The sequence below is a fragment of the Curvibacter sp. GW821-FHT09D12 genome, from assembly GCF_059416245.1.
Window position 1 is genome coordinate 435,264 of sequence record NZ_JBWKOU010000002.1, and the last position, 22,663, is coordinate 457,926.

Annotated in this window: 24 protein-coding genes; 11 read left to right on the top strand and 13 right to left on the bottom strand. The window is 66.4% G+C overall.

The annotated features are described in order from the left end of the window. Positions 1-3: 3 nt before the first annotated feature. Positions 4-1,023: an Rpn family recombination-promoting nuclease/putative transposase gene (locus AC07PT_RS04470; protein ID WP_492349518.1), complete on the bottom strand. Its 1,020-nt coding sequence runs from the start codon at positions 1,021-1,023 to the stop codon at positions 4-6. Between the two features lie 180 nt (positions 1,024-1,203). Between AC07PT_RS04470 and AC07PT_RS04475 the strand changes: the two genes are divergently transcribed. Further along, positions 1,204-3,333, top strand: a complete 2,130-nt coding sequence (locus tag AC07PT_RS04475; RefSeq protein WP_494655902.1) for an acetoacetate--CoA ligase — start codon at positions 1,204-1,206, stop codon at positions 3,331-3,333. A gap of 28 nt (positions 3,334-3,361) precedes the next feature. Here the strand turns inward: AC07PT_RS04475 and AC07PT_RS04480 are convergent, their stop codons facing one another. Then, entirely contained in the window at positions 3,362-4,252 is an 891-nt protein-coding gene (locus AC07PT_RS04480; protein ID WP_492349520.1) for a DMT family transporter, read from the bottom strand. A 130-nt stretch (positions 4,253-4,382) separates the two neighbouring features. On the opposite strand from AC07PT_RS04480, the gene minC reads away from it, so the two are divergent. Genes minC through minE form a run of 3 tightly spaced genes read left to right on the top strand, consistent with a single transcriptional unit; the run spans position 4,383 to position 6,267 of the window. Continuing rightward, positions 4,383-5,138: a septum site-determining protein MinC gene (gene minC / locus AC07PT_RS04485; RefSeq protein ID WP_492349521.1), complete on the top strand. Its 756-nt coding sequence runs from the start codon at positions 4,383-4,385 to the stop codon at positions 5,136-5,138. A 49-nt stretch (positions 5,139-5,187) separates the two neighbouring features. Beyond that, complete coding sequence (minD, locus tag AC07PT_RS04490) at positions 5,188-6,003, top strand: septum site-determining protein MinD (RefSeq protein ID WP_492349522.1); 816 nt, start codon at positions 5,188-5,190, stop codon at positions 6,001-6,003. Positions 6,004-6,006: 3 nt separating this feature from the next. Further along, positions 6,007-6,267, top strand: coding sequence for a cell division topological specificity factor MinE (minE, locus tag AC07PT_RS04495; protein ID WP_019573655.1), 261 nt, complete (start codon positions 6,007-6,009; stop codon positions 6,265-6,267). Between the two features lie 215 nt (positions 6,268-6,482). Here the strand turns inward: minE and AC07PT_RS04500 are convergent, their stop codons facing one another. Beyond that, positions 6,483-7,004: a flavin reductase family protein gene (locus AC07PT_RS04500; RefSeq protein WP_492349523.1), complete on the bottom strand. Its 522-nt coding sequence runs from the start codon at positions 7,002-7,004 to the stop codon at positions 6,483-6,485. Between the two features lie 136 nt (positions 7,005-7,140). On the opposite strand from AC07PT_RS04500, the gene AC07PT_RS04505 reads away from it, so the two are divergent. Both AC07PT_RS04505 and AC07PT_RS04510 read left to right on the top strand, forming a co-directional pair. Further along, entirely contained in the window at positions 7,141-7,917 is a 777-nt protein-coding gene (locus tag AC07PT_RS04505; protein WP_492349524.1) for an alpha/beta fold hydrolase, read from the top strand. 14 nt (positions 7,918-7,931) lie between these two features. Continuing rightward, complete coding sequence (locus AC07PT_RS04510; RefSeq protein WP_494655904.1) at positions 7,932-8,972, top strand: M14 family zinc carboxypeptidase; 1,041 nt, start codon at positions 7,932-7,934, stop codon at positions 8,970-8,972. A gap of 9 nt (positions 8,973-8,981) precedes the next feature. On the opposite strand, the gene AC07PT_RS04515 is transcribed toward AC07PT_RS04510, so the two are convergent. Continuing rightward, the gene (locus AC07PT_RS04515) at positions 8,982-9,785 is read right to left on the bottom strand and encodes a phosphatase PAP2 family protein (protein WP_494655905.1); all 804 of its coding nucleotides are present in this window, start codon (positions 9,783-9,785) and stop codon (positions 8,982-8,984) included. A gap of 50 nt (positions 9,786-9,835) precedes the next feature. On the opposite strand from AC07PT_RS04515, the gene AC07PT_RS04520 reads away from it, so the two are divergent. Beyond that, on the top strand, positions 9,836-10,618 hold the full coding sequence (locus AC07PT_RS04520; RefSeq protein ID WP_494655906.1) for a YdcF family protein: 783 nt from the start codon (positions 9,836-9,838) through the stop codon (positions 10,616-10,618). 8 nt (positions 10,619-10,626) lie between these two features. On the opposite strand, the gene AC07PT_RS04525 is transcribed toward AC07PT_RS04520, so the two are convergent. Together AC07PT_RS04525 and AC07PT_RS04530 are read right to left on the bottom strand one after the other, a co-directional pair. Beyond that, positions 10,627-11,184, bottom strand: a complete 558-nt coding sequence (locus AC07PT_RS04525; protein WP_494655907.1) for a flavodoxin family protein — start codon at positions 11,182-11,184, stop codon at positions 10,627-10,629. A 59-nt stretch (positions 11,185-11,243) separates the two neighbouring features. After that, a complete protein-coding gene (locus tag AC07PT_RS04530; RefSeq protein ID WP_494655908.1) occupies positions 11,244-12,599 on the bottom strand; it encodes a D-amino acid dehydrogenase in 1,356 nt (451 codons plus the stop codon). Positions 12,600-12,713: 114 nt separating this feature from the next. Here AC07PT_RS04530 and AC07PT_RS04535 point away from each other — a divergent pair, with 114 nt between their 5' ends. Together AC07PT_RS04535 and AC07PT_RS04540 are read left to right on the top strand one after the other, a co-directional pair. Then, on the top strand, positions 12,714-13,622 hold the full coding sequence (locus AC07PT_RS04535; protein WP_494655909.1) for a LysR family transcriptional regulator ArgP: 909 nt from the start codon (positions 12,714-12,716) through the stop codon (positions 13,620-13,622). Positions 13,623-13,730: 108 nt separating this feature from the next. Then, complete coding sequence (locus AC07PT_RS04540; RefSeq protein ID WP_027474933.1) at positions 13,731-14,366, top strand: TetR/AcrR family transcriptional regulator; 636 nt, start codon at positions 13,731-13,733, stop codon at positions 14,364-14,366. A 58-nt stretch (positions 14,367-14,424) separates the two neighbouring features. Here AC07PT_RS04540 and AC07PT_RS04545 read toward each other — a convergent pair whose 3' ends face one another. After that, the gene (locus tag AC07PT_RS04545; RefSeq protein ID WP_492349531.1) at positions 14,425-14,847 is read right to left on the bottom strand and encodes a universal stress protein; all 423 of its coding nucleotides are present in this window, start codon (positions 14,845-14,847) and stop codon (positions 14,425-14,427) included. Positions 14,848-14,910: 63 nt separating this feature from the next. Further along, positions 14,911-15,753: a metallophosphoesterase gene (locus tag AC07PT_RS04550; RefSeq protein ID WP_494655910.1), complete on the bottom strand. Its 843-nt coding sequence runs from the start codon at positions 15,751-15,753 to the stop codon at positions 14,911-14,913. Between the two features lie 144 nt (positions 15,754-15,897). Between AC07PT_RS04550 and AC07PT_RS04555 the strand changes: the two genes are divergently transcribed. After that, positions 15,898-16,104 carry a hypothetical protein gene (locus AC07PT_RS04555; protein WP_492349533.1) on the top strand — a complete coding sequence of 69 codons (207 nt, stop codon included), beginning with the start codon at positions 15,898-15,900 and terminating at the stop codon, positions 16,102-16,104. A 30-nt stretch (positions 16,105-16,134) separates the two neighbouring features. Here the strand turns inward: AC07PT_RS04555 and AC07PT_RS04560 are convergent, their stop codons facing one another. Next, positions 16,135-17,139, bottom strand: a complete 1,005-nt coding sequence (locus tag AC07PT_RS04560) for a Bug family tripartite tricarboxylate transporter substrate binding protein (protein WP_492349534.1) — start codon at positions 17,137-17,139, stop codon at positions 16,135-16,137. An 80-nt stretch (positions 17,140-17,219) separates the two neighbouring features. Beyond that, on the bottom strand, positions 17,220-18,179 hold the full coding sequence (locus AC07PT_RS04565) for a LysR family transcriptional regulator (RefSeq protein ID WP_492349535.1): 960 nt from the start codon (positions 18,177-18,179) through the stop codon (positions 17,220-17,222). 129 nt (positions 18,180-18,308) lie between these two features. Between AC07PT_RS04565 and AC07PT_RS04570 the strand changes: the two genes are divergently transcribed. Beyond that, complete coding sequence (locus tag AC07PT_RS04570; RefSeq protein ID WP_494655911.1) at positions 18,309-18,749, top strand: hypothetical protein; 441 nt, start codon at positions 18,309-18,311, stop codon at positions 18,747-18,749. A 180-nt stretch (positions 18,750-18,929) separates the two neighbouring features. On the opposite strand, the gene AC07PT_RS04575 is transcribed toward AC07PT_RS04570, so the two are convergent. From AC07PT_RS04575 to AC07PT_RS04585, 3 genes are all read right to left on the bottom strand, one after another. Then, complete coding sequence (locus tag AC07PT_RS04575) at positions 18,930-20,798, bottom strand: phosphoenolpyruvate carboxykinase (GTP) (protein WP_494655912.1); 1,869 nt, start codon at positions 20,796-20,798, stop codon at positions 18,930-18,932. Positions 20,799-21,173: 375 nt separating this feature from the next. Continuing rightward, positions 21,174-21,317: a hypothetical protein gene (locus AC07PT_RS04580; RefSeq protein ID WP_492349538.1), complete on the bottom strand. Its 144-nt coding sequence runs from the start codon at positions 21,315-21,317 to the stop codon at positions 21,174-21,176. 61 nt (positions 21,318-21,378) lie between these two features. Next, a complete protein-coding gene (locus AC07PT_RS04585) occupies positions 21,379-22,587 on the bottom strand; it encodes a threonine ammonia-lyase (protein ID WP_492349539.1) in 1,209 nt (402 codons plus the stop codon). Between the last annotated feature and the right edge of the window lie 76 nt (positions 22,588-22,663).

Sequence of the window (22,663 nt, forward strand, 5' to 3'; positions counted from 1 at the left end):
ACCTCAGCCGGCCGGGTGCGGGCTTGCGAGCAGGGTTTCCAGGGTCGAAGCGGTGAACAGCTGATCGGCCCAATGCTCCAACTGAGGTGACGTCGCCGACTGAAGGCGCTGGCTGGCCCACGTTGGCAGCGGGCCAAAACGCTGCTCCAGGAGTCGGCTCAGAAGTTGGCTGGCGCCCTGGGACAGGCCTTGGGACAAACCTTGAGACAGGCCTTGGGACATCCCGATCGACTGTCCTTTGGCCAGGCCTTTTTCAATCGCTTCGGTGTAGAGACGCTCCAGGGTTTCTTCGAGCATGGTGGGGCCTTTCAAAAGGTCGTCGATCTGATCGAGTTCGGCGGCGGCGATGTCCGGCATTTTGCGCCGGATCAGGCGTCGCAGCCAGAGGTTGACGGTTCGGCGCAGGGCTTGATGTTCAGGGGCCAGCAGGACGTCGCCCACGGCGGCGGCCAAGCGCGCGATGTCGGTTGGCGTATTGCTGCGCTCCAGCTGAAACAGAGCGGCCGCCACATTGCGCGCGCCTGGGGTGGGCGACAGTTGCAGCCGGGTGGCGTCGATCAGGTGGTAGCGCAATTGGGGGCGGAACGGCGCCAGACCCGGCAAGCTGGGGCTGAAGCATTCGGCCACGTTGGTCGGGCTTTTCCAACTGCGGCCACCGTTGTAAAGCACCAGGGGGATCAGGGCAGGTAGCTTGCCCTGCGCCATTTGACCCTCTTTGATCAGGTGCTGAGCCAGCAAGGCCACATAGGCCATCATCCGAACGGCCATCCATTCGTCGGGCTGGCTTTGGAACTCAAGCAACAGGTACACCCAGACCCAATGCGGCCCCACCTTCAGTCGCCACACCATGTCATCGTGGCGCTGCCGGTCGTTGTCGCTCACGTAGCTGGCGTTGACGCGCTCCAGGGTGTCGAATTGAGCGGCTTGCGACCACTCGCCCGGGACGAAGCCGAGCAGCAGATCGCGCACCATCTCGCGGTGTGAGAACAAAAGCTTGTAATGGCTGTCGTGGGCGCTGGCCATGGTGCCTATGGTGGAGACCCGCCAAGGCCTTGTGGGGCGCCAGGGGCCGGAATGCCCGGTCCATCAGATGAGGGGCGCCTTGTCAAACCCGTGACACGCAGGCCGCCAGACCGCGGGACATCCCGGCTGACGGGCGGCCTGGGCCGCTGCTACCCTTGGGTCTCAAGGAGACAGCAAGACATGACCATGAGCCCCCCGGGCCCGGCCCCGTTCCGCCCGCAGATGACCCTTTACCGCGAGTGGCTGCAGCGCGAGCGCGGCCTGGCCTTCGACCGCTATGACGCCTTGTGGCGCTGGTCGGTGACCGAACTGGACGCTTTCTGGCAGAGCATCTGGGACTATTTCGAGCTGCAGTCGCCGACCCCGCACGCGGCAGTGCTGGCGCGCAACACCATGCCGGGGGCCGTGTGGTTTCCGGGGGCTCAGGTCAATTACGTGCAGCAGGTGTTCCGCCACGTGCAGCCTGCTCACCAGGCCGGCTTTGCGGCCTGGATCAGCCGCAACGAGAAGGGTGAGCAACGCGAGCTCAGTTGGCCCGAACTGCGCCGTCAGGTGGCGGCCCTGGCCCTGCACCTGCGTGCCCAGGGCGTGCAGCGGGGAGACCGCGTGGCCGCCTATCTGCCCAACATCCCGGAGGCCACGATCGCCTTTCTGGCCACCGCCAGCCTGGGGGCGGTGTGGAGCCTGTGTGCGCCCGACATGGGGACCCATGCGGTGCTCGACCGCTTCAAGCAGATCGAACCCAAGGTGCTGATCGCCTGCGATGGGGTCAGTTACGGCGGGCGCGACCATGACCGCTTGTCGGTGGTGGCTGAATTGCGCCAGGCCCTGCCCAGCGTGCAGCACCTGGTGCTGCACGGCAACCTCGACCCTGCGGCCCAGCTGCCCGGGGCCACGCCCTGGGCGCAAACCCTGGTGGCCGATGCGGCGGCCACCGCAGCCTTCGAGCCCGAGTGGCTGCCCTTCGATCACCCCTTGTGGATCGTCTACTCCAGCGGTACCACCGGCTTGCCCAAGCCCATCGTGCATGGCCATGGCGGCACGGTGCTGGTGGCCCTGGCCCTGAAGACCTTGCACAACGACATCGGCTGCAGCTATGAGGCCAACTCCTGGGGTGAGCGCTACCACTGGTACAGCTCCACCGGCTGGGTGATGTGGAACGCCCAGGTCAGTGGCCTGCTCAGTGGCACCACCTGCGTCACGTTTGACGGCAACCCCGGCGGCAGCCGCGACAAGCCGGACTGGCACACGTTGTGGCGCTTTGCCGCTGAGACCGGGGTCACCTTTTTTGGTGCGGGCGCGGCCTTTTTCGCCAACTGCATGAAGGCCGGGGTGGACCTGCCCTCGGTGGGCGACCTCGGCGCGGTGCGGGCCCTGGGCACCACGGGCTCACCCTTGTCCGAGGAGGTGCAGCGCTGGGGCACGGCACAGTTCCATCAGTTGCGCCAGGCCCGGGCGGCTGCTTCGGGCGAGCACGAGCGACGCGAGGCCTATGCGCCCGAGGCCGACATCTGGTGGTGCAACATCTCCGGTGGCACCGACTTTGCAGGGGCTTTCATCGGTGGCAACCGCGAACTGCCCCAGGTGCCGGGCCAGATGCAGTGCCGCATGCTGGGCAGTGCGGTCGAGGCCTGGAACGAGCAGGGCCAACCCGTGCAGGGCGAGGTGGGCGAGCTGATCTGCAGCCAGCCCATCCCGTCGATGCCGCTGTTCTTCTGGGGCGATGAGGGCGGGCGGCGTTATCTGTCGAGCTACTTCGACATGTACCCCGCCGGCCATGGCCGGCGGCCCGGGGGGGGCGATGCCGGGCCCGAGGCCGGTGGCGTGTGGCGTCACGGCGACTGGCTGCGCATCGGTGCTGACGGCGGCTGCGTGATCTATGGCCGCTCGGATGCCACCATCAACCGCCATGGCCTGCGCATGGGCACCAGCGAGCTTTACAGCGCGGTCGAGGCCTTGCCCGAGGTGCTCGACTCCATGGTGGTCGACCTCGAGTACCTGGGCCGTGACAGCTACATGCCTTTGTTCGTGGTGTTGCGCGAGGGCCTGACCCTCGATGCCGCGCTGCGCCAGCGTCTCAACGACGCCGTCAAGGTGGCTTTGTCGCCGCGCTTCGTGCCCGACGAGGTCTTTCAGGTGGCCGAGATCCCGCGCACCCTCACCGGCAAGAAGCAAGAGTTGCCCATCAAGAAGTTGCTGCTGGGTCAGCCGATCGACAAAGTCATCAACAAGGACGCCATGGCCAATGCCGCCTGCCTCGACTGGTATGTCGACTTTGCGGCTCGTCGGGCCGCGGCCCATCCGGCCTGAGGGGCGGGTGTCGGGCTGGGCATCGGTTTCATCGCCGGTTCACCAGCACGATGCCCGTGCCCACCAGGGCCAGGGCCCCGACCAGGCCAGGGGTCACCGCTTCGCCGAGCCAGCCGGCCCCCACGGCCAGCGCGAACACCGGGGTCAGGAACACAAAGGCCGACACCTTGGTGGCCGGGTAATGGCCCAGCACCCACATCCACGTCAGGTAGCTGGCAAAGGCCCCGACGACCGCCTGGATGGCCACCGACCCCAGTGCAAACGCGCTGGGCGGCCAGGCCCAGCTTTCGCCCAGGGCCAGCGACACCAGGGGCAGCAAGGCCACCGACACCGCGGTCTGGTAGAACAGTTGTTTTTCAGGCCCCACCCGGCCCAGCGGCGTGCTGCGCAGCACGACGGTGGTCAGCCCCCACATCAGGCCGGCCATCAGTCCGAGCAGATCGCCCAGCCACTGGCCGCCAGGGCCGGCCCCCAATCGTTCGCCCAAGGCGGCCAGGACGCCGCCAAAGGCCAGCACCAGGCCCCCCCATTGCACCCGGCGCAGCCGCTCGGTAGGCAGGAAGCGCGGCAGGATCAGCGCCACCCAGAACGGCGAGGTGTACAAAAACACCGTCAAGCGCGAGGCCGTGGTGTGCTGCAGCCCCACATAGATGCACACGAACTCGCCGGCAAACAGGGCGCCGGCCAACAGACCCCAGCCCAACGCCCCATCGGGCTGGAACAGCGCCACCCCACGCCAGCGACACCAGGCCCAGAGCAGGGCGGCTGCCAGCGCAAAGCGCAGCCAGGCCTGGAACACCGGCGCCATCTCGGGCACCGTGGCCTTCACCAGCACTTGCTGGAAGCCCCAGAACAGACAGCAGGCCAGCAACAGGCTCAGGGCCAGGCCGTCGAGGTGGTTTTTGCGCGTGACACTCATTTTTGGATGATAGGACGTCGTCAATGCATGAGTGGTCACCGAGGTGGCGCTGCCATTCCCGATCAATTGCCAGTGGCCGGCCTTGTGTCGCGCTGTAAACTTGACCCATTTTGCGTACCACAAGCCATCCATGACCGGTGTGACCACGGGCTCTGCCCGCGCCCATTTTGATTTCAAGAGCGCCACCTTGCCCTTGGTGGCCTTGTTGATCAAGACCACCGACGCTGCGGCGCTGGTGGCCGACCTGACACGCCGCCTGAGCGACACGCCCGACTTTTTTTCCAACGACCCGTTGGTCATCGATCTGAGCGCGGTCCGCGACAGCGAGGCTTCGCTCGATTTTCCGGCCCTCATCGCCCTGTTGCGGCGTCACCGGGTACTCCCGGTCGCCGTGCGCGGCGGCAACCCGGCCCAGACGGCCGCTGCCGTTGCGGCCGGTCTGATCGACGTGCCCGAGGTGGTGCTGTCCCAGCGCCATGAGTCGCCCCAGATCGAGGTCCAGGAAGTCGTGCGAGAGGTGATCCGGGAGGTCAAGGTCGAAGTGCCGGTGGCCGGCCCGGGCACCGTGGTGATCGACAAGCCCCTGCGTTCGGGCCAGCAGGTGTATGCGCGTGGCGCCGACATCGTGGTGCTGGCGCTGGTCAGCAATGGCGCCGAGGTGATTGCCGACGGCAACGTGCACGTTTACGCCCCGCTGCGTGGCAAGGCCATCGCCGGCGCCCGCGGCAACACCGAGGCTCGCATCTTCAGCACCTGCCTGGAGCCCGAGCTGGTGTCCATCGCCGGCATCTACCGCACCACCGAAGTGGCCCTGCCGCCCGAAGTGGCCGGCAAGGTTGCCCAGATCCGCCTGGTGGGTGAAAAGCTGCTCATCGAAGCGCTTTGAGCCCGCCCTCATTCAAGCTATTTCTACAAGAACCAAGGACTCGCAACACATGGCCAAGATCGTCGTCGTGACCTCCGGCAAAGGTGGCGTGGGCAAGACCACCACCAGCGCCAGCTTTGCATCCGGCCTCGCCTTGCGCGGCCACAAGACCGCCGTGATCGACTTTGACGTCGGCCTGCGCAACCTCGACCTGATCATGGGTTGCGAGCGTCGCGTGGTGTACGACCTGATCAATGTGATCCACAACGAGGCCAACCTCAACCAGGCCCTGATCAAGGACAAGCAGTGCGACAACCTGTTCGTGCTGGCCGCCTCGCAGACCCGCGACAAGGACGCGCTGACCCAGGACGGCGTCGAGCGCGTGCTCAACGACCTGATCGGCATGGGTTTCGAGTTCATCGTGTGCGATTCGCCGGCCGGCATCGAGACCGGTGCGCTCATGGCCATGCACTTTGCCGACGAGGCCCTGCTGGTGACCAACCCCGAGGTGTCTTCGGTGCGCGACTCGGACCGCATCCTGGGCATGTTGGGCTCCAAGACCAAACGCGCCATCGAAGGCAAGGAGCCCATCAAGGAGCACCTGCTCATCACGCGCTACAACCCCAGCCGTGTCGAAGACGGCCAGATGCTGTCGCTCGAAGACATCCAGGACATCCTGCGCATCAAGCTGATCGGCGTCATCCCCGAGTCCGAGGCTGTGCTGCAGGCCTCCAACCAGGGCACCCCCGCCATCCACGCCCAGGGCACCGATGTGTCCGAGGCCTACAAGGACGTGGTGGCCCGCTTCCTGGGCGAAGACAAGCCGATGCGTTTCGTCGAGGCGGTCAAGCCCGGCTTCTTCAAGCGCATGTTCGGAGGACGTTGACCCATGTCCTTCCTGTCATTCCTGCTCGGTGAAAAGAAGAAGACCGCCAGTGTGGCCAAGGAACGGCTGCAGATCATCCTGGCCCACGAGCGCAGCGGCCGCAGCGCTGCCAGCCCCGACTACCTGCCCGATCTGCAACGCGAACTCGTGGCCGTGATCTCGAAGTACGTCTCCATCAACGCCGACGACATCAAGGTCCACCTCGAACGCCAGGACAACCTCGAAGTCCTCGAAGTCAAGATCGAACTCCCCGACGCGCGCTGAGCCGCCGTTCTCCCTTCAGCAGGCCTACAACGAAGCTGTCAACCCGCCGCCCGGCCGCCCGAAGGCCGGCTGCGGCCCCCTCGGGGGGCAGGGAGCGACACGAAGTACGCGACCGTGGGGGCCACACCAGCCGGCCGCCGGGCCGCCCCAAGGCCGGCTGCGGCCCCCTCGGGGGGCAGGGAGCGACACGAAGTGCGCGACCGTGGGGGCCACATTCACAGAGGATGTTCTGTGTAGAACTTCCCACCGTGGTAGAGCAACGGTGACGCGCCATCGCGGTGGGCGCACTGCTCGACCTCGCCCACAAAGATCACGTGGTCGCCCTCTTCGTAGCGGCTGCGGTTGAAGCATTCAAAGGTGGCAGCGGCCCCGGCCAGCAGCGGCGCACCCCCCACGCCCTCTGAATAGGCCACGCCGGCCCACCGATCGACCGTCTTCGAGGCGAAGCGCTCGGCCAGATCCTTCTGGTCGGCGGCCAGCACATTGATCGCATAGTGTGACCCGGTGGCAAACACGCCCATCGAGGCCGCCGCGCGCGCCAGACTCCACAGCACCAGCGGCGGATCCAGGGAAACCGAGTTGAACGAATTGGCTGTCAGGCCCACCAGCACCCCGTCGGCGGCGCGTGCGGTCACGATGGTCACGCCGGTGGCGAACATGCCCAGCGAGTTGCGGAACTCGCGGGTTGAGAAACTGGGCGCACGGGCTTGCGCTGGGGCAGATGTGAGGGCGGTCACAGGCGATCAATGGGGTATGGATGGGCTATTATGGGCCGTCAGCCTTTTGCCTGCCGCCGCCTGGTCCGATGACCGTGCTGGCAGTCAGCCCGGGCTTCTGTGTTCCGCGTCCCACCTCCGTCCTGCCCGATCCAACATGAACGCTCTCCCCGCCTTCACCACCTTGGGCGCCGGCCCGACCGTTCTCATGCTGCACGATGTGCTGGGCGGGCACCTCACCTTTGCGCCGCAGGTGGAAAGCCTGGCCGCTGCCGGCTACCGCGCCGTGGCCTGGGACATGCCGGGCTATGGCCGCAGCACCCCCATCGATCCTTGTTCCTTCAAGGGGCTGGCCCAAAGCTGCATCGACCTGATCGAGGCCCTCAAGGCGGGCAGCGTGGTGCTGATCGGTCAAGGGGTGGGCGCCATGGTGGCCCAGGAAGTGGTGGCGCGCCGCCCCGAACTGGTCAACCGTCTGATTCTGTGCGCCTCGCTGGCCCGGGGGTTTGATGCCTCCGGCGGCACCGAGGGCGAGCCGCTGCCCGAGTTGGAGGTCAGTCACAACCTGGCTCAATGGGCCGAGTTCAACCTTCCCCGGCTGGTCGGGCCCGGTGCCCTCCCGGAAGGCGTGCTGCTGGCCAGCCATGCCATGGCCCAGATCAACCCCTCGGCCTACCGCCGCATCAGCGCAGAAGCCACGTATTTCAATCGCCAGGAGGATCTGGAGCGCATCCATGTGCCCACCTTGCTGGTGGCGGGCGAGTTCGATCGCGTGGCGCCGCCTGAGCTCATGAAGCCGATGGCCGACCGCATCGGCCGCAGTTGCACCCTGGCCGTGCTGCGCGGGGCCGGCCACATGCCGCAGCTGGAGGCCCCTGAAGACTTCGACACCACCTTGCTGGGCTTTTTGGCCTTGCCGCGTCTGTTGCATTGAGTTGAGCGGATCGGATGTTCGAGGTGAGTGAGCTCGAGTTGCCAGGCTCAGGTGCCGCAGGGCCGGGGGGGCGCCGTGTTCGTCCTCGGGCTGGCCAGGCGGCTGTGGCGCGGCTGTGCCGGGGGCTGTTGGGGGCCAGCTTGCTGATGGGGGCCTGGCCCGGCCTGCTCACGCAGGCTCTGGCGGCACCTCAGGCGGGGGGGCATGTTTCGGCCCATGCCAAGCCTCAGCCCCCCCATGCCCCAGCGGGCAAGGCCGCGCCGGCTGCCAACCTGGTCGAGCCCTGCAAGCAATGGGTGCCCCGTCTGCCCGGGCTCACGGCGGCCCAGTGTTCGGCGCTCAAGCTGCAGCCTTCGGGCACCCGTTCGGTGCAGGGGCGTGAGCTGTGGATGGGCGACGTCGGGGCGCACAACTCGCGCGTCAAGGTGCTGGTGCTCGGGGCCATCCACGGCGACGAGCTTTCTGCCAGCACGGTGGCCCTGCAGTGGATGGGCCTGGCCCAGGACAACGGGGCTGAAGCCCTATGGCGCTTTGTGCCCATGCTCAACCCCGATGGGGTGATGGTGCAACCGGCCCGGCGTGTCAACGCCCACGGCGTCGACCTGAACCGCAACTTTCCGACCCCCGGCTGGGCGCAGGAGGCTCCCCGCTATTGGGCCCAGCGCACCCGCAAAGACCCACGCCGCTGGCCCGGCAACAAGCCGCTGTCCGAACCGGAGAGCCGTTTCGTGCACGAGCAGATGAGCGCCTTCACGCCCGATCTGATCGTCAGCATCCACGCGCCTTACGGCGTGCTCGACTTTGATGGCCCCACCGATCCGCCACGCCGACTGGGCCGCCTGATGCTCGACCCGGTGGGCGTGTTCCCGGGCTCGCTGGGCTATTACGGCGGCATGCACAAGGGGGTGCCGGTGGTCACCATCGAGTTGCCCAATGCGCAACGGGCCCCCTTGCAGGCCGAAACCCGCCAGATGTGGCTGGACCTGCAACGCTGGATGGGCGAACACCTGCCGGCCAGGACGGCCAGCGCGGCGCAGCCCTTGCGCGCTCCTTGAGCCGTGGCCTCAGCGGTCCAAGGACTGCCGTCGGCGCAGCCAGTCCGCCAGGCTCAGGCACAGCAACAGCCCCACAGAACCACTGGCCAGCCCGGCCATCACATCGCTGGCGTAATGCACTTGCAACAGCACGCGGCTGACCGGCGCCGTCAGCACCAGCGCCCCACAGCCCAACAGAACGGGCAGGTGCCAGCGCCTGGGGCTGTGCTGCAGCAGCAGCCAGGCCAGCAGGCCGTAGGTGACGAGCACGCCGGAGGCATGGCCGCTGGGAAAGCTGTACCCGGTCTCCACCACGACGCTGTGCAGATGGGGTGGGCGAACCCTGGCAAAGCCCTGCTTAAGGCTCCAGTTCAGCAAGGTGTTGCCCAGCACCCCCAGCAGCCAGATGCCGGCCTGAAGCCGCTCGCGCCGCCGCCACAGGAACAACGTCACCGCGATCGTCAGCACGGTCACGGGTGCCGGGTTGCCCAGCCAGGTGGGCAGGGCAAAGGCCTGCAAGGTGAACCGGTCCATCTGCTGACCCAGGGCCTGGGCCAGCGCACTGTCAAAGCGGGTCAGGGGCTGACCCGGGCCGATCTGGCTGGCCAAGCCGGCGAAGACCGCCAGGGCGGGCAGCGCCCAGATCAGGCGCCGCCAGGGCGACGGGCGCGCATGGGCCGGGGTGGCCGGGGTGGCCGCCTGGGTCAGCGAGTGCATCCGCAGGCACACGGCAGCGCTCAAGGTCAGCAGCAGCAAGGCCCACAGCGTGAGCAGGTGAGGGGCCAGCCACAAGGCGAAGGCTTCAGGGCTGGAGAACGTCGGTGAAGCAAGCATGGATCCTGGGCTGCAGCGAGCCCGCATGAAAACCCGGAACAATACCCTTTTTGGCTGTCACCCTGATCGTGGACTCTTTGTTGCTTCTGTTCCTCAAGAAATGCCTGACGGCCCTGCTGATGCCGCCCATCTGCCTGGTGTTGTTGGCCGCACTGGGCCTGGTCTTGGGGCGGCGCCGGCCGTGCCTGGGGCGCTGGGTCACCGGACTGGCTCTGCTGGTCCTCAGTGCCCTGTCGTGGCCGCCGGTGGCCGATGCCTTGGTGGGCAGTCTTGAAAGCCACCCACCCCTGTCGGCGCAGGCGCTGAAGCAGGCCCAGGCCATTGTGGTTCTGGGCGGCGGCATCTACCCTCAGGCGCCGGAATACGGTGGCGAGGACAGCGTGGCCCGCCCTACCTTGCAGCGCCTTCAGTACGCCGCCGCCTTGCAGCGGCGAAGCCAATTGCCCGTTCTGGTGACGGGGGGCGCGCCTGAAGGGGGGCGGCCCGAAGGAGAGGTGATGCAGCAGGTGCTGGCGCAGCAGTTTGGGGTGCCGGTGCGTTGGGTTGAATCAGCCTCGCTGGACACGGCGGGCAACGCCGCCCTGTCCGCCCCCTTGCTGCGTGCCGCCGGGGTGCAGCGCGTGGCCTTGGTCAGCCAGGCCTGGCATCTGTCGCGCGCCGTGGCCTTGTTCGAGGCGCAGGGCTTCACCGTGCTGCCGGCGCCCACCGGCTTTCGCACCCGGCCGGGCAGCGCTTGGAAATGGTATTTGCCCAGCGCCGAGGCCTTGCTGGCCAGCCAGATCGCCCTGCACGAGTGGCTGGGGCGGCTGGTGTTGGCGCCTGCCCGCGCCTGAGGCCCGCCTCAGAGGAGAAAGTTGGCCGCCTGGGCCACGGCGGCTGTATCGGCCTGCACAGCGCCAGGTGCGCCCCCTTTGCCCCACAGTTCGCCGCCCCAGTTCATGGCCAGGAACTGCGCGCACAGGCGCAGCGAGTCGAACATGGGCTGGGCCTTGGCCCGGTCGCCGCTGGTGCTGATCACGCGCAGGGTTTTGCCCGCCATCTGCTCCTTGAAGCCCAGGCCCGGCACGCGCAGCCAGCCGCTCCAATGGTCCAGGTAGGTTTTCAGCGGGGCCGGAATGCTGAACCAGTACACCGGGCTGACAAACACGATGTCGGTGGCGGCCAGCGTGGCGTCCAACAGGGTTTTCAGGTCCCCGACAGGGGCCGGGTACTGGCCCACGGTGTGGCGCAGGTCCACAAATGGGGGCAGATCCAGGTGAGCCAGGGCCAGCCAGGTCTGGGCGGTGTCGGGCGGCAGGGCGGCGGCGGCCTGCCGGGCCAGCCATTCGCTGTTGCCCGGGTGGCCGGGCTCGCGGCTGGAGGTGGTGAGGAACAGGGTGTGGCGTTGCGAGGTGCTCATGGGCCCGGATGATAGAGCGTCACCGGGCCCATGCCTGATCCCTGTGGCCTGCGCCTAGCTCAGGCCAGGGCGGGCTTGGGTGCACGCGGCGCGGCCGAACCCAGAAAGCCGAAGCGGTCGGCAATGCGGGGCACCTCGCCGTTGATCAGCTCGGCCAGGGCCTTGCCCGAGCCGGCGCCATGGGTCCAGCCCAGGGTGCCGTGGCCGGCATTCACCCACAGGCCCGGGATCCGGGTCTGGCCAATGAAGGGGATGTTGGTCGGCGTGGCGGGGCGCAGGCCGCACCAGAAATTGGGCTGACCGCCTTCGTGCTCCAGGCGGGTGTCGCACACGCCGGGCATCACCATTTCGATGCGGCGCGCCAACATCTCGCAGCGGGCGCGGGCGATCGAACCGTTCAAGTCCAGGTCGTAGCCGCCCACCTCAATGGTGCCGGCCACGCGCAGTTCGTCGCCCAGGCGGCTCATGGCCACCTTGAGTTCGTCATCGATGGCCGAGACCCAAGGGGCTGCCTCGGGCTTGAGGATCTTGAAGGTGGCGCTGTAGCCCTTGCCCGGGTAGATGGGCAGGCGCACGCCGACCTGGCGCAGCATCGGTGCCGTGTACGAGCCGGTCGCCACCACGATGGCGTCGGCCTTCAGCTCGCGGGCCGGGCCACTGGCACGAGCCTGTTCGTCCACCGGGGTCACGCGCACGGCGCGGGCCCGGTTGTTCGCCACGTCCAGCTGTTGCACGGCGTGGCCGTACATGAATTCCACGCCACGCTGTTCGCACAGGCGGGCCAGGCCCTGGGTGAACAGGCGCGCGTCCCCGCTCTCGTCGGTGTCGGTGAAGGTGCCGCCCACGATGCGGTGGGCAAAGGGCTTGAAGGCGGGCTCGATCTTGAGCAGTTCGTCGCGGCTGACCACACGGCGCGACACGCCATGGCGGCGCATCAGTTCGGCGGCCGCCCCAGCGGTGTCGAACGAGGCTGTGTCGGTGTAGTAATGCGCGATGCCGCGCTCCAGCCGGTGGTATTCGATGCCGGTGGCGTTCACGATGTCCTTCAGCGCGGCGTGGCTGTAGGCACCCAGGGCCACCAACTGGCTGACGTTGCGCTCGAAGGCGGCGTCGTTGCACTGGCCCAGGAAGCGCAGACCCCACAGCCACTGCTGCAGGCCTTCGCCCACCGGCCACTGCGGGCGGAACAGCAGCGGTGCATCGGGCTTGGTCATCCACTTCAGCACCTTCAGCGGTGCCTCGGCGTTGGCCCAGGGCTCGCAGTAGCTGACCGAGATCTGGCCCGCGTTGGCGAATGTGGTCTCCAGCGACGCCGCCGGCTGGCGCTCGATGACCGTGACTTCGTGACCCCGCTCTCGCAAATGCCAGGCGGTGCTGATGCCGATGATGCCGGCGCCGAGGACGATGATTTTCATGCGTTGCAGTGTGCGACAGGCGGTAGCTGCTTGAAAAGCAAAATTAAACTCTTGGCAGTTTCATCAGTCTTGCTAATATTCAGTCCTGCCCTGACATCACCTTGCCCCGGACCCATGAACACCTTTGATCCCCACGCCCTTGAATGCCTGGCGGCCATCGTCGAAGAGGGCGGTTTCGAGCGCGCCGCCCAGCGCCTGAGCATCACCCAATCGGCGGTATCGCAGCGCCTGCGCGCCCTGGAGGCCCAGGCCGGCACGGTGCTGATCGTGCGCAGCCGTCCGCTCAAGGCCACGCCCGCCGGGCAACTGCTGCTCAAGCACACCAAGCAGATGCGCCTGCTGCGCGTCGACCTGGACCGCGACCTGCGCGAGCTGACCCCGGGCGGCAGCAAGCGCGCCCGGGAAGACGAACGCATTTCGATCGCCATCAATGCCGACAGCATCGCCAGCTGGGCTTTGCCGGCACTCGATGGCCTGGTGTGCCAAGGCCTGCCGCTTGAAATCATCACCGACGACCAGGATTTCACCGATGAGTGGCTGCGTTCGGGCCAGGTGCTGGGCTGTGTCACCACCCTCAAGCAGGCCTTGCGCGGTTGCAAGGTGGTGCCCCTTGGCGCCATGCGCTATGTGGCCGTGGCGGCGCCCGAACTGGCGCAACAGCGGCTGCCCGAGGGCTTGTCGCCGCACAATTTCCGTGACATTCCCTTTGTGGCCTTCAACCGCAAGGACGACATGCAGACCGAGTTCGTCAGCCAGTGTTTCGGGCTCAAGCGCGTCACCTTGAGCCAACTCTTCGTGCCCAGCTCTGAGGGCCAGTTGCGGGCCGTGCTGGCGGGCTGGGGGGCCAGCGTGGTGCCCGAGTTGCTGGCGCGTGAGCCCCTGGCGCAGGGGCGGCTGGTCAATCTGGTGCCGGCGCACAGCCTGAGCATCCAGCTGTACTGGCATTGCTGGAACCTCGAATCCGAGGTGCTGGACGCGCTCAGCTCGGCCCTCACCTCGGCCGCTGCACAGGCCTTGGTGTGAGTTGGGTGGCCGCTCGTTGAGGCGTGCGACCCTGTTTGTACCTGCCGTCGACACAGGCTTTTTAGGCCGTCCAGTCGTGATTCAGCCGGCTTTGTTTAAAATCGAACCGTGAACACCACCACCCCCGCCCGCGTTTCCTTCAAAGCCCAGATGCACCAGGTGCGCGAAGAGGCCATTGTGCAGACCGTCATTCGCCTGTTGGGCGAAAAGGGTTATGACGCCATGACGGTCGACGAAGTCGCCGCCGCGGTGGGCATTGCCAAGGCCAGCCTGTACAAGCATTTTCCTGGCAAAGAGCAACTGGCGGCTGCCGCCATGGTGCATGTGATCAAGCGGGCGCAGGATTTTTTGCAGATCGTGCCGCCGGAGATTTCCCCGGTCGACAAGCTCAAGTCGGTGGTGGGTTGGGCCATGTCCTTGCAACTGGCCGATGAAATGCCCTCGCTGCCCAGCCGCAACTCCACGTTGCGTCAGGTCTTGATGGGCAATGCTGAATACATGAACGGGCTGATCACCCTCAGCGACCAGCTGGGTGCCTGGATCACCGAAGCCCAGGCCCAGAGCCTGATCAACCCCACCTTGCCGCCCCTGGTGGTGCTTTACACCCTGTACGCCCGCGCCTGCGACCCGGTGGTCAGCTTCTTGCGCCAGGGTTCGCAGTACAGCAATGCCCAGATCGTCGATCTGGTGTTGCGCACCTGTTTCGAAGGGCTGGCCACGCCACCCGAGATCCGCACGGCGTGAGGCTCGGGCCACCTCCGCGTCAAGGTGGCGGGCCTGCATCGGCCTGCCACAAACTGCATCAACGCACCAGCAGCACCGGCACCTTGCAATGCGCCAGCACCTGGGTCGAGACCGAGCCCATCACCAGGTTGCCCAGCGAACTGTGACCATGTGAGCCCATCACCACCAGATCGAACTTGCCCGTTTCGGCCACCTTGGCAATCACCTCGCCGGCCACGCCCACCTTGCTGATCTGCTGAGGCACGATCCCGTGGCGACCCAGAAACTTGCTCACCGGGTTCAGCACCTTGGCCGCTTCATCGGCGTAGTACTCGTCGACAATCGGCTTGCCCAGCGCGGCGCGAGCGCGCGGCGGCAGGGCCGCTTGCACGGTCAGGGCGGTGTATTCCACCGAACCCGAGATCAAGGCCTCATGGGTGCTCAGGTAGGCCAGCATCTTCTTGGTATAGGCGCTGCCGTCAACGGCGAGAAGAATCTTCATGCAATGTGCTCCTTGTTGATGGTTCCAGCATAGCGCCCGGCGATGGCCTGAAATTGATCGACATCAAGCCGGCCGTGAATGCGCCGGCCGCGGTACTTCCACACAATGCTGATGCTGAAAGTGGAGTTGCTCGTTCTTGCGAGCATAGCCCAGCGGGTTGGCCACCACCCGGCAACCCTGGCTGACATAGTCGCTGGGGGCATGCAGGTGACCGTGCAACCACAGGTTGGCGTGCGGCAGCAGCTCGTCCAGCGCGTTGCAGAAGCCCGCCGTGCCTGGGGTGAGCCCATAGCGCGGATCTGCGCTCAACAGACTGGGGGCGAAATGGGTGACCACCACCGTGGGGCCCTCATGCGGGGTGTGCAGGGCGTCGCGCAGCCACTGCTGGCAAAGCAGCGCCTGTTCGCGCACGCCTTCAGCCAGCCAGGGGGCCCCCAAGCGGGTGCCGCCGGTTTTGCGCAGGTAGAAATTGGCTGCCCGGAACGCCTTGTCGCGCATCTGCAGCGCCCGGGTCGTGGGGGCCTGTGCCTGAATCGCCAGCGCGTCAAAGTCGCTCCACAAGGTGGTGCCAACAAAACGCACGCCTTGCAGCACCAGGCTTTCGCGCTCCAGCCAGTGCAGACCCAGGCGCACGCAGCATTCGCGCAGACGGGCGTGGGCCTGGTCGAAGTCCTGCTGGTCGTATTCGTGGTTGCCGGGCACAAAGATCACCGGCACCGGCCAATGGCCGCCCGCGCTGCGTGGCGCAAACCGTGCCAGACCGAAGTCGTCGTCGCTGAGCAGGCTGCCGCTCTGGTAGGAGCCGATGTCGCCCGCCAGCACCAGCACATCGGCCTCGGGATGGGGCAGGGGAGTGAATTGGGGGTGCACTTCCAGGTGCAGATCGGACAACAGCTGTACTTTCATGGTGCCTGCATTGTCGCGGCAGCGCAGCCATGCCGGGTGCGCTCAGGCCTCATGCCAAAGCTGCATGGACTGGGGCTGTTAAAAATACGGGTTAACCCTTACTCTAGAGACCTGTTCATCACGCGCTCACAAGGCGCCTCTTTCATGTCTCCGTTTCTTGCCCTGATCGCCCGCAGCCTGACCCTGGCCACCCGGGTGGATCCCCTGGTGCCCGCCCGCCGTGCCGACCGTGGCAGTGCCGCCATTGCCAACACGCTGCTCGAATCCGCAGACGCCCGTGCCGGCCACGACCCGCGCCAGGCCCATGAACTGCGCGAGGCCGCCCACGCCTACCTGCGCGTGCTGCGCTGATCGACGCCGCCCAGGCGTTCTTTCCGGGCTTCAAAGGCGCGCACCGGCGGCCTTCACCACCGGGGCCAGTACCCCGACTTGGTCTTTCACGTAGGCGGCAAACGTGGCGGGTGTCCCGGGGTTCACCGTCACGCCCAATTCCAGCATCTTGCGTTTCACCTCGGGCAGCATCAGCACCTCGTTGCATGCGCTGTTGAGCCGTGTCACCACCTCGGCTGGCAGGTTGGCCGGCCCGCTCAGGCCGAAGAAATTGTCCAGCACCAGCTTGCGATAGCCGAACTCGACCACGCTGGGGACTTCCGGGACCAGGGGCGAGCGGTTGGCTGAAGTCACCGCCAGGGGCACCAGTTGCCCACTCTTGAAATAGGGCACATAAGCGGTCAGCACGTCGATGCCGATCGGGATCACGCCCGAGATCAGGTCGGTGGTCATGGGGGCCCCGCCGCGGTAGGGCACGTGCACCAGGTTCACGCCCATGGCCTTGCGCATCAACTCGCCGTAGATGTGGCCGATCGACGCCGGCCCACCCGAGCCAAAATCCAGTCGCCCGCTCTTGCGGGCCACCGATTCCAGATCGGCGATGGTGCGGATCGGGGCCGCCGTGTTGGCCATCAGCACGCACGGTGCCGTACCGATCATGGCGATGTGGGTGAAGCCCTGCACGGGGTCATAGGGCTGCTTGTCCAGGGCGAAAGGCCCGATCGAGATGGGGGTCGAGTTCGACAGCATCAGCGTGTAGCCATCGGGGGCGGCCTGTTGCACCACCTGCCCGCCCACGCTGCCGCCAGCGCCTGGGCGGTTGTCCACCACCACCGCCTGGCCCAGCTTGCGGGCCAACTGCTCGGCCACCACACGGGCCACGATGTCGCTGGCCCCGCCCGCCGGAAACGTCACCACGATGCGGATCGGCTTGTCAGGCCAGGAGGCCCAGGCGGGCAGGCTCAAGGCGCTGGCCCCGAGTGCGGTGGCAAAGCGGCGGCGAGTCACCGCGTACTGGTGCGTGCGGGGGGTGGGCTGGGTGCGGGTATCCGTCATGGCGTCTCCTGTCAGGGCCTGGCCAAGCCCCAAGCAAGTTCGATGCCTCACCCTGCCCATCGGCGGGCCTGTGCCGTGCCTCAGGCGGCCCCGGGGTTGCGCTGGGCCGCACGCGCAATGGCTTGCCGCAGCCAGTCGTGTCCGGGGCCGTTGTGAAGCCGTTTGTGCCATAGCGCATCCACGTGCACCGTGGGCACTTTCAAGGGCAGTTCGCGCCAGACCAGGCGGTCGGCAATGCCGGTGACGTTGATGAAGTGCCTCGGCAGCACCGTCAGCAAGTTGGAGTTGGCCACCACCCGCCCTGCCGTGAAGAACTGGTTGACCGTGAGCACGATGCGACGTTCGCGCCCCACAGCGGTGAGGGCTTCGTCGATGAAGCCATAAGGTCGACCCGAAAAACTGACCAGCAGGTGACGTGCGGCGCAGTAGCGGTTGAGGGTGAGCGGGCCGCTGGCCAGGGGATGATCGCGCCGCATCACGCACACGTATTCGCCGTCGTACAGGCGCTGGTTGGCATAGGCCACCGCTTCGCCCGCCTGGCTGCGCGCCGTGAGGTCGGCGAGCACGGCCGGGAAGTAGCCAATGGCCATGTCCACCGACTCCTCGTCCAGCAGCCGGCGCGGGTCACGGGTGGACAAGGGGACGACCCGGATCGACACCCCTGGCGCCTCTTCTTCGATGATGTCCACCAGGCCCGGGATCAGCGAGGCTGCCGTGGCGTCGGCCATGGTCAGCACAAAGGTGGTGTTGGCCTCGGCCGGGTCAAAGTTTTCGGGCACCAGGGCCGATTGCAGGCGCTGCAGCGCCTCGCGCACGGTGGGCCACAAGGCCAGCGCCATCGGGGTGGGCTCGACACCGGCCCCGTGGCGCCGCACCAGTTCGTCGCCCAGGCTGTCCCGCAGGCGCCGCAGCGCGTTGCTGACGGCCGGCTGGGTCAGGGCCAGCTTGTGGGCGGCGCGGGTCAGGCTGCGCTCGGCCATCACCTCGTCAAAGACGCGCAGCAGATTGAGGTCAAGGTTTCTGAATCGGCCCTGGTGCATGGGGTTTCCTTGAAACATCATCAATGTGAATGATCATCATCAGTAATATAAATTTGAACAAGTTTAGGGTTAACCCTAGTATTGAGCCCATGACTCGGGCAACTGTCCCGACAGCGAAAGGAATACACCATGACCAGCTTTGTTCACGCCCCCCATTCTTTCCACCACGCCGGTGTGGCCCGTGCCGAGAAGGCCGCCGAAACCCTGCGTGATGCATCGCGCCAGTTCGACGGCCCACGTGGCACGGCGACGCTGCTGCTGGCCGCCGTGGTGGCCGCTCTGGTGGTCGCTGCCAATCAGGTGATCGACACCTGGTCGGACGGCCACCTGCTGGCCGCCTGGATCGGTCTGTGGACCGTGGCTTTTGCCGCCCTGGCCTTGCTGGCCACCCCGATCCGCCGCGCGTCGGTGGGTCTGCGCGCCGGTCTGGCCTCGTGGAGCCGTGCCCGTCGCGAAGCTGCGGAAGACCGCAAGCTGTGGAGCCTGGCCCTGACGGATGCTCGCGTGATGGCCGACATCAGCCGTGCCATGAGCCGTGACGCAGCCCGCGACGTGCGCGGCTACTTCTGAGGCTGGGCCGGGCCTGCGCCCGGTGAACCGCTGAGATAGAACAGGCTTCAAGCCGTGTCCCGCAAGGGCCACGGCTTTTTTCTTGTCTGACCCACCGGCTGAACAAAAAAAAAGCCGCCAGCCCTGGCGGGGCGGCGGCGGTGTCCAACCCACTCAGGGTCGGTGCGCGGTGGGCCTGAATCAGGCGGCCAGGCGCTTTTCGAGTTCGGCCTTGGTGTCCACCAGGGCTTGGGGCAGGTGGTAGGCCAATTGCTCGAAGTGGGTGGCGTGCAGCTTGAGCTCGTCAGTCCAGGCGGCGCGGTCGATGCTGGTCACGGTGTTGAACTGGGCTTCGGAGAAGTCCAGGCCGTTCCAGTTGATTTCAGCATAGGTCGGGGCCACGCCGAACATGGTGTCGGTGCCCTGGGCCTGGCCTTCGATGCGGTCGATCATCCACTTCAGCACGCGCATGTTCTCGCCATAGCCGGGCCAGACGAATTTGCCGTCTTCGCCCTTGCGGAACCAGTTGGTGGTGAAGATCTTGGGCTGCTTGCCACCGGCGGCGGTGATCTTGTTACCGGTGTTGAGCCAGTGCTGGAAGTAGTCGCTCATGTTGTAGCCGCAGAAGGGCAGCATGGCGAAGGGGTCGCGGCGCACCACGCCTTGCTGGCCGAAGGCCGCAGCCGTGGTTTCGGAGCCCATGGTCGAGGCCATGTACACGCCCTCGGTCCAGTTGCGGGCTTCGGTCACCAGCGGCACGGTGGTCGAGCGGCGGCCACCAAAGATGAAGGCATCGATGGTCACGCCGGCCGGATCATCCCAGGCGCTGTCCAGCGCCGGGTTGTTGGTGGCAGCCACGGTGAAACGGGCGTTCGGGTGAGCGGCCTTGGCGCCGGTTTCCTTGGCGATGGCGGGCGTCCAGTCCTTGCCTTGCCAGTCGATCAGGTGGGCCGGGGTGCTGCCGCTGTCCTTTTCCATGCCTTCCCACCACACATCGCCGTCATCGGTCAGGGCCACGTTGGTGAAGATCACGTCCTTGTCCAGGCTGGCCATGCAATTGGGGTTGGTCAGCGTGTTGGTGCCGGGGGCCACGCCGAAGTAACCGGCTTCGGGGTTGATGGCGCGCAGCGAGCCATCGGCCTGCGGCTTGATCCAGGCGATGTCGTCACCGATGGTGGTGACTTTCCAGCCGACGAACGCTGCCGGGGGCACCAGCATCGAGAAGTTGGTCTTGCCGCAGGCGCTGGGGAAAGCGGCTGCCACGTGGTACTTTTTGCCTTGCGGGTTGGTCACGCCCAGGATCAGCATGTGCTCGGCCAGCCAGCCTTGCTCGCGGCCCATGTTGGAGGCGATGCGCAGGGCCAGGCACTTCTTGCCCAGCAGCGCGTTGCCGCCGTAGCCCGAACCGTAGGACCAGATTTCGCGGGTTTCCGGGTAGTGGACGATGTACTTGACGGTGGGGTTGCAAGGCCAGCTGGTCTTGTCGGTCTCGCCGGCGGCCAGGGGGGCGCCCACGGTGTGCAGGCAGGGCACGAACTCGCCATCCACACCCAGCACGTCGTACACGGCCTTGCCCATGCGGGTCATCAGCTTCTGGTTCACGGCCACGTAGGCGCTGTCGGTCAGTTCAACACCGATGTGGGCGATGTTGGAGCCCAGCGGGCCCATGCTGAAGGGCACCACATACATGGTGCGGCCAGCCATGCACCCGTCAAACAGCGGCTGCAGCAGGGCGCGCATTTCGGCCGGGGCCTTCCAGTTGTTGGTCGGGCCGGCGTCTTCCTTCTTGTCGGAGCAGATGAACGTGCGGTCTTCCACGCGGGCCACGTCGCTCGGATCGGAGCAGGCCAGGAAGCTGTTGGGGCGCTTGGCGGCGTTGAGCTTCTTGAAGGTGCCGGCATCCACCAGTTGCTGGCACAGGCGTTGGTACTCTTCGTCACTTCCGTCGCACCACACCACGCTGGCAGGCTTGCACAGGGCCACCATGTCAGCCACCCAGGCGATCAGCTTGGCGTTTTTGACGTACGAAGGGGTGTTGAGGGTCAGGCCCTGCATCACGGGTGAGTTCATCGGAGGCTCCTAAGTTGAAAAGTCGTCTTTTCAAAAGAGCTCGATGGGCCTGATGGGCTTTCCGCGTAGGGCGATGAGCATTCGCGGGAGCCTGATCTGCCGATGGACCCCCTGGGCGCCACGGAACCTTTTGAGAAAACGGCTTGACTGCTCAGTCGGCGGGCGGGTCTCGGGGTGAACGGACAGGACTTCCGGGCACCGCGGGTCGGCTGGGATGACGATTTTATGAAGCCAGCCGCGGAAAGTCTCGCAGTTACTTTGAAAGTTCATGCAAAAATTGCATGAGGTTATGTGTGGTTTTTTGAGGCCGGGTGGTGGTTCAGGCCTCAAAAAACCGCCTCGATGGGCGGTTTTTTATGCAGCGCGGGAGGGGCTTCAAGCCATGGTCACCGCAATGAAAGCCAGCAGGAAAATCAGCAGACCGCCCACAATGGGCAGCACGAAGGGGATCAGGGGAACAATCGCTTCGACCGGATCCTGGGGCGCGTCGGTGGAGGCTGCGGCGTGGTGGTTGGACATGTGTCTCCTCGTGGGTGGGTTTGTGCCTTGCATTCTACCCAGGCCGGGATGGGGCGTCTTGTCAGTGATGACCCTGCAGGACGGCTTCCAGTCCGGCGTCGTGCAAATGGTCCAGCAGGGCATCGATGTGGTCCGGGCCGCGGGTCTGCACCACCAGTTCGATCTCGACGTTCTGTGCCGCCAGGCTGGTGAAGGCGCGCTGGTGGTGAACCTCTTCGATGTTGGCCCCCAATTCGGCCACGATGGCCGTGATGCGTGCCAGCATGCCGGGCACATCGCGCGCGCTCACGCGGATGCGAGCCAGGCGACCCGAGCGCACCAGTCCGCGTTCAATGATGGCGGCCAGCAGCAGCGGGTCGATGTTGCCGCCGCACAGCACCAGGCCCACCTTGCGGCCGCGGTAGCGTTCAGGTTGTTTCAGGATGGCCGCCAGGCTGGCGGCACCGGCACCTTCGACCAGCGTCTTCTCGATTTCCAGCAGCATGACCAGCGCCTGCTCGATGTCGCCCTCGTCCACCAGCACCAGGTCGTCGATGCGCTCGGCCAGCACGGCGCGGGTGAGCAGGCCGGGGGTGCCCACGGCGATGCCCTCGGCAATCGTGCTGCTGCCCTGCGGATGGTGGGTGCCGCGCAGGGCATTCACCATGGCCGGAAAGCGTGAGGTCTGCACCCCGACCAGCTCGATCTGGGGGCGCAGCGCGCGCGCCACCGTGGCCACGCCGGCCATCAGCCCACCCCCGCCCACGGCGATCACCAGGGCGTCCAGGTCGGGCACCACGCGCAGCATTTCGAGTGCCACGGTGCCCTGGCCGGCCATGATGGCTTCATCGTCATAGGGATGCACAAAAGTGAGCTGCTGCGCCTCGGCCAGGGCCTGGGCATGCTGGCGGGCCTCGTCCAGAGTGTCCCCGTGCAGCACCACCTCGGCGCCGAAGCCCCGTGTGCGTTCCACCTTCACCCCTGGGGTGAAGCGCGGCATCACGATCACGGCGCGCAGCCCCAGGCGCTGCGCATGGTAGGCCACGCCCTGGGCGTGGTTGCCGGCGCTCATGGCGATCACACCCCGCTGGCGCTGCTCGTCGCTGAGCTGGGCCAGTTTGTTGCAGGCGCCGCGTTCCTTGAAAGAGGCCGTGAACTGCAGGTTCTCGAACTTCAGGAAGATCTGGGCTCCGGTCAGTTGTGACAGCGTGCGCGACTCGACGAAAGGGGTGTCCAGAACGTGGGGGCTCACCCGGGCGGCGGCTTGTTGGATGTCCTGCAGTGTCAACATGGGGGTGTCCTGAAATGATAAATCTGAATCACTTGTGAGATCTGATGAAGCGATCATGACTTTTGTCAAGCTTTTT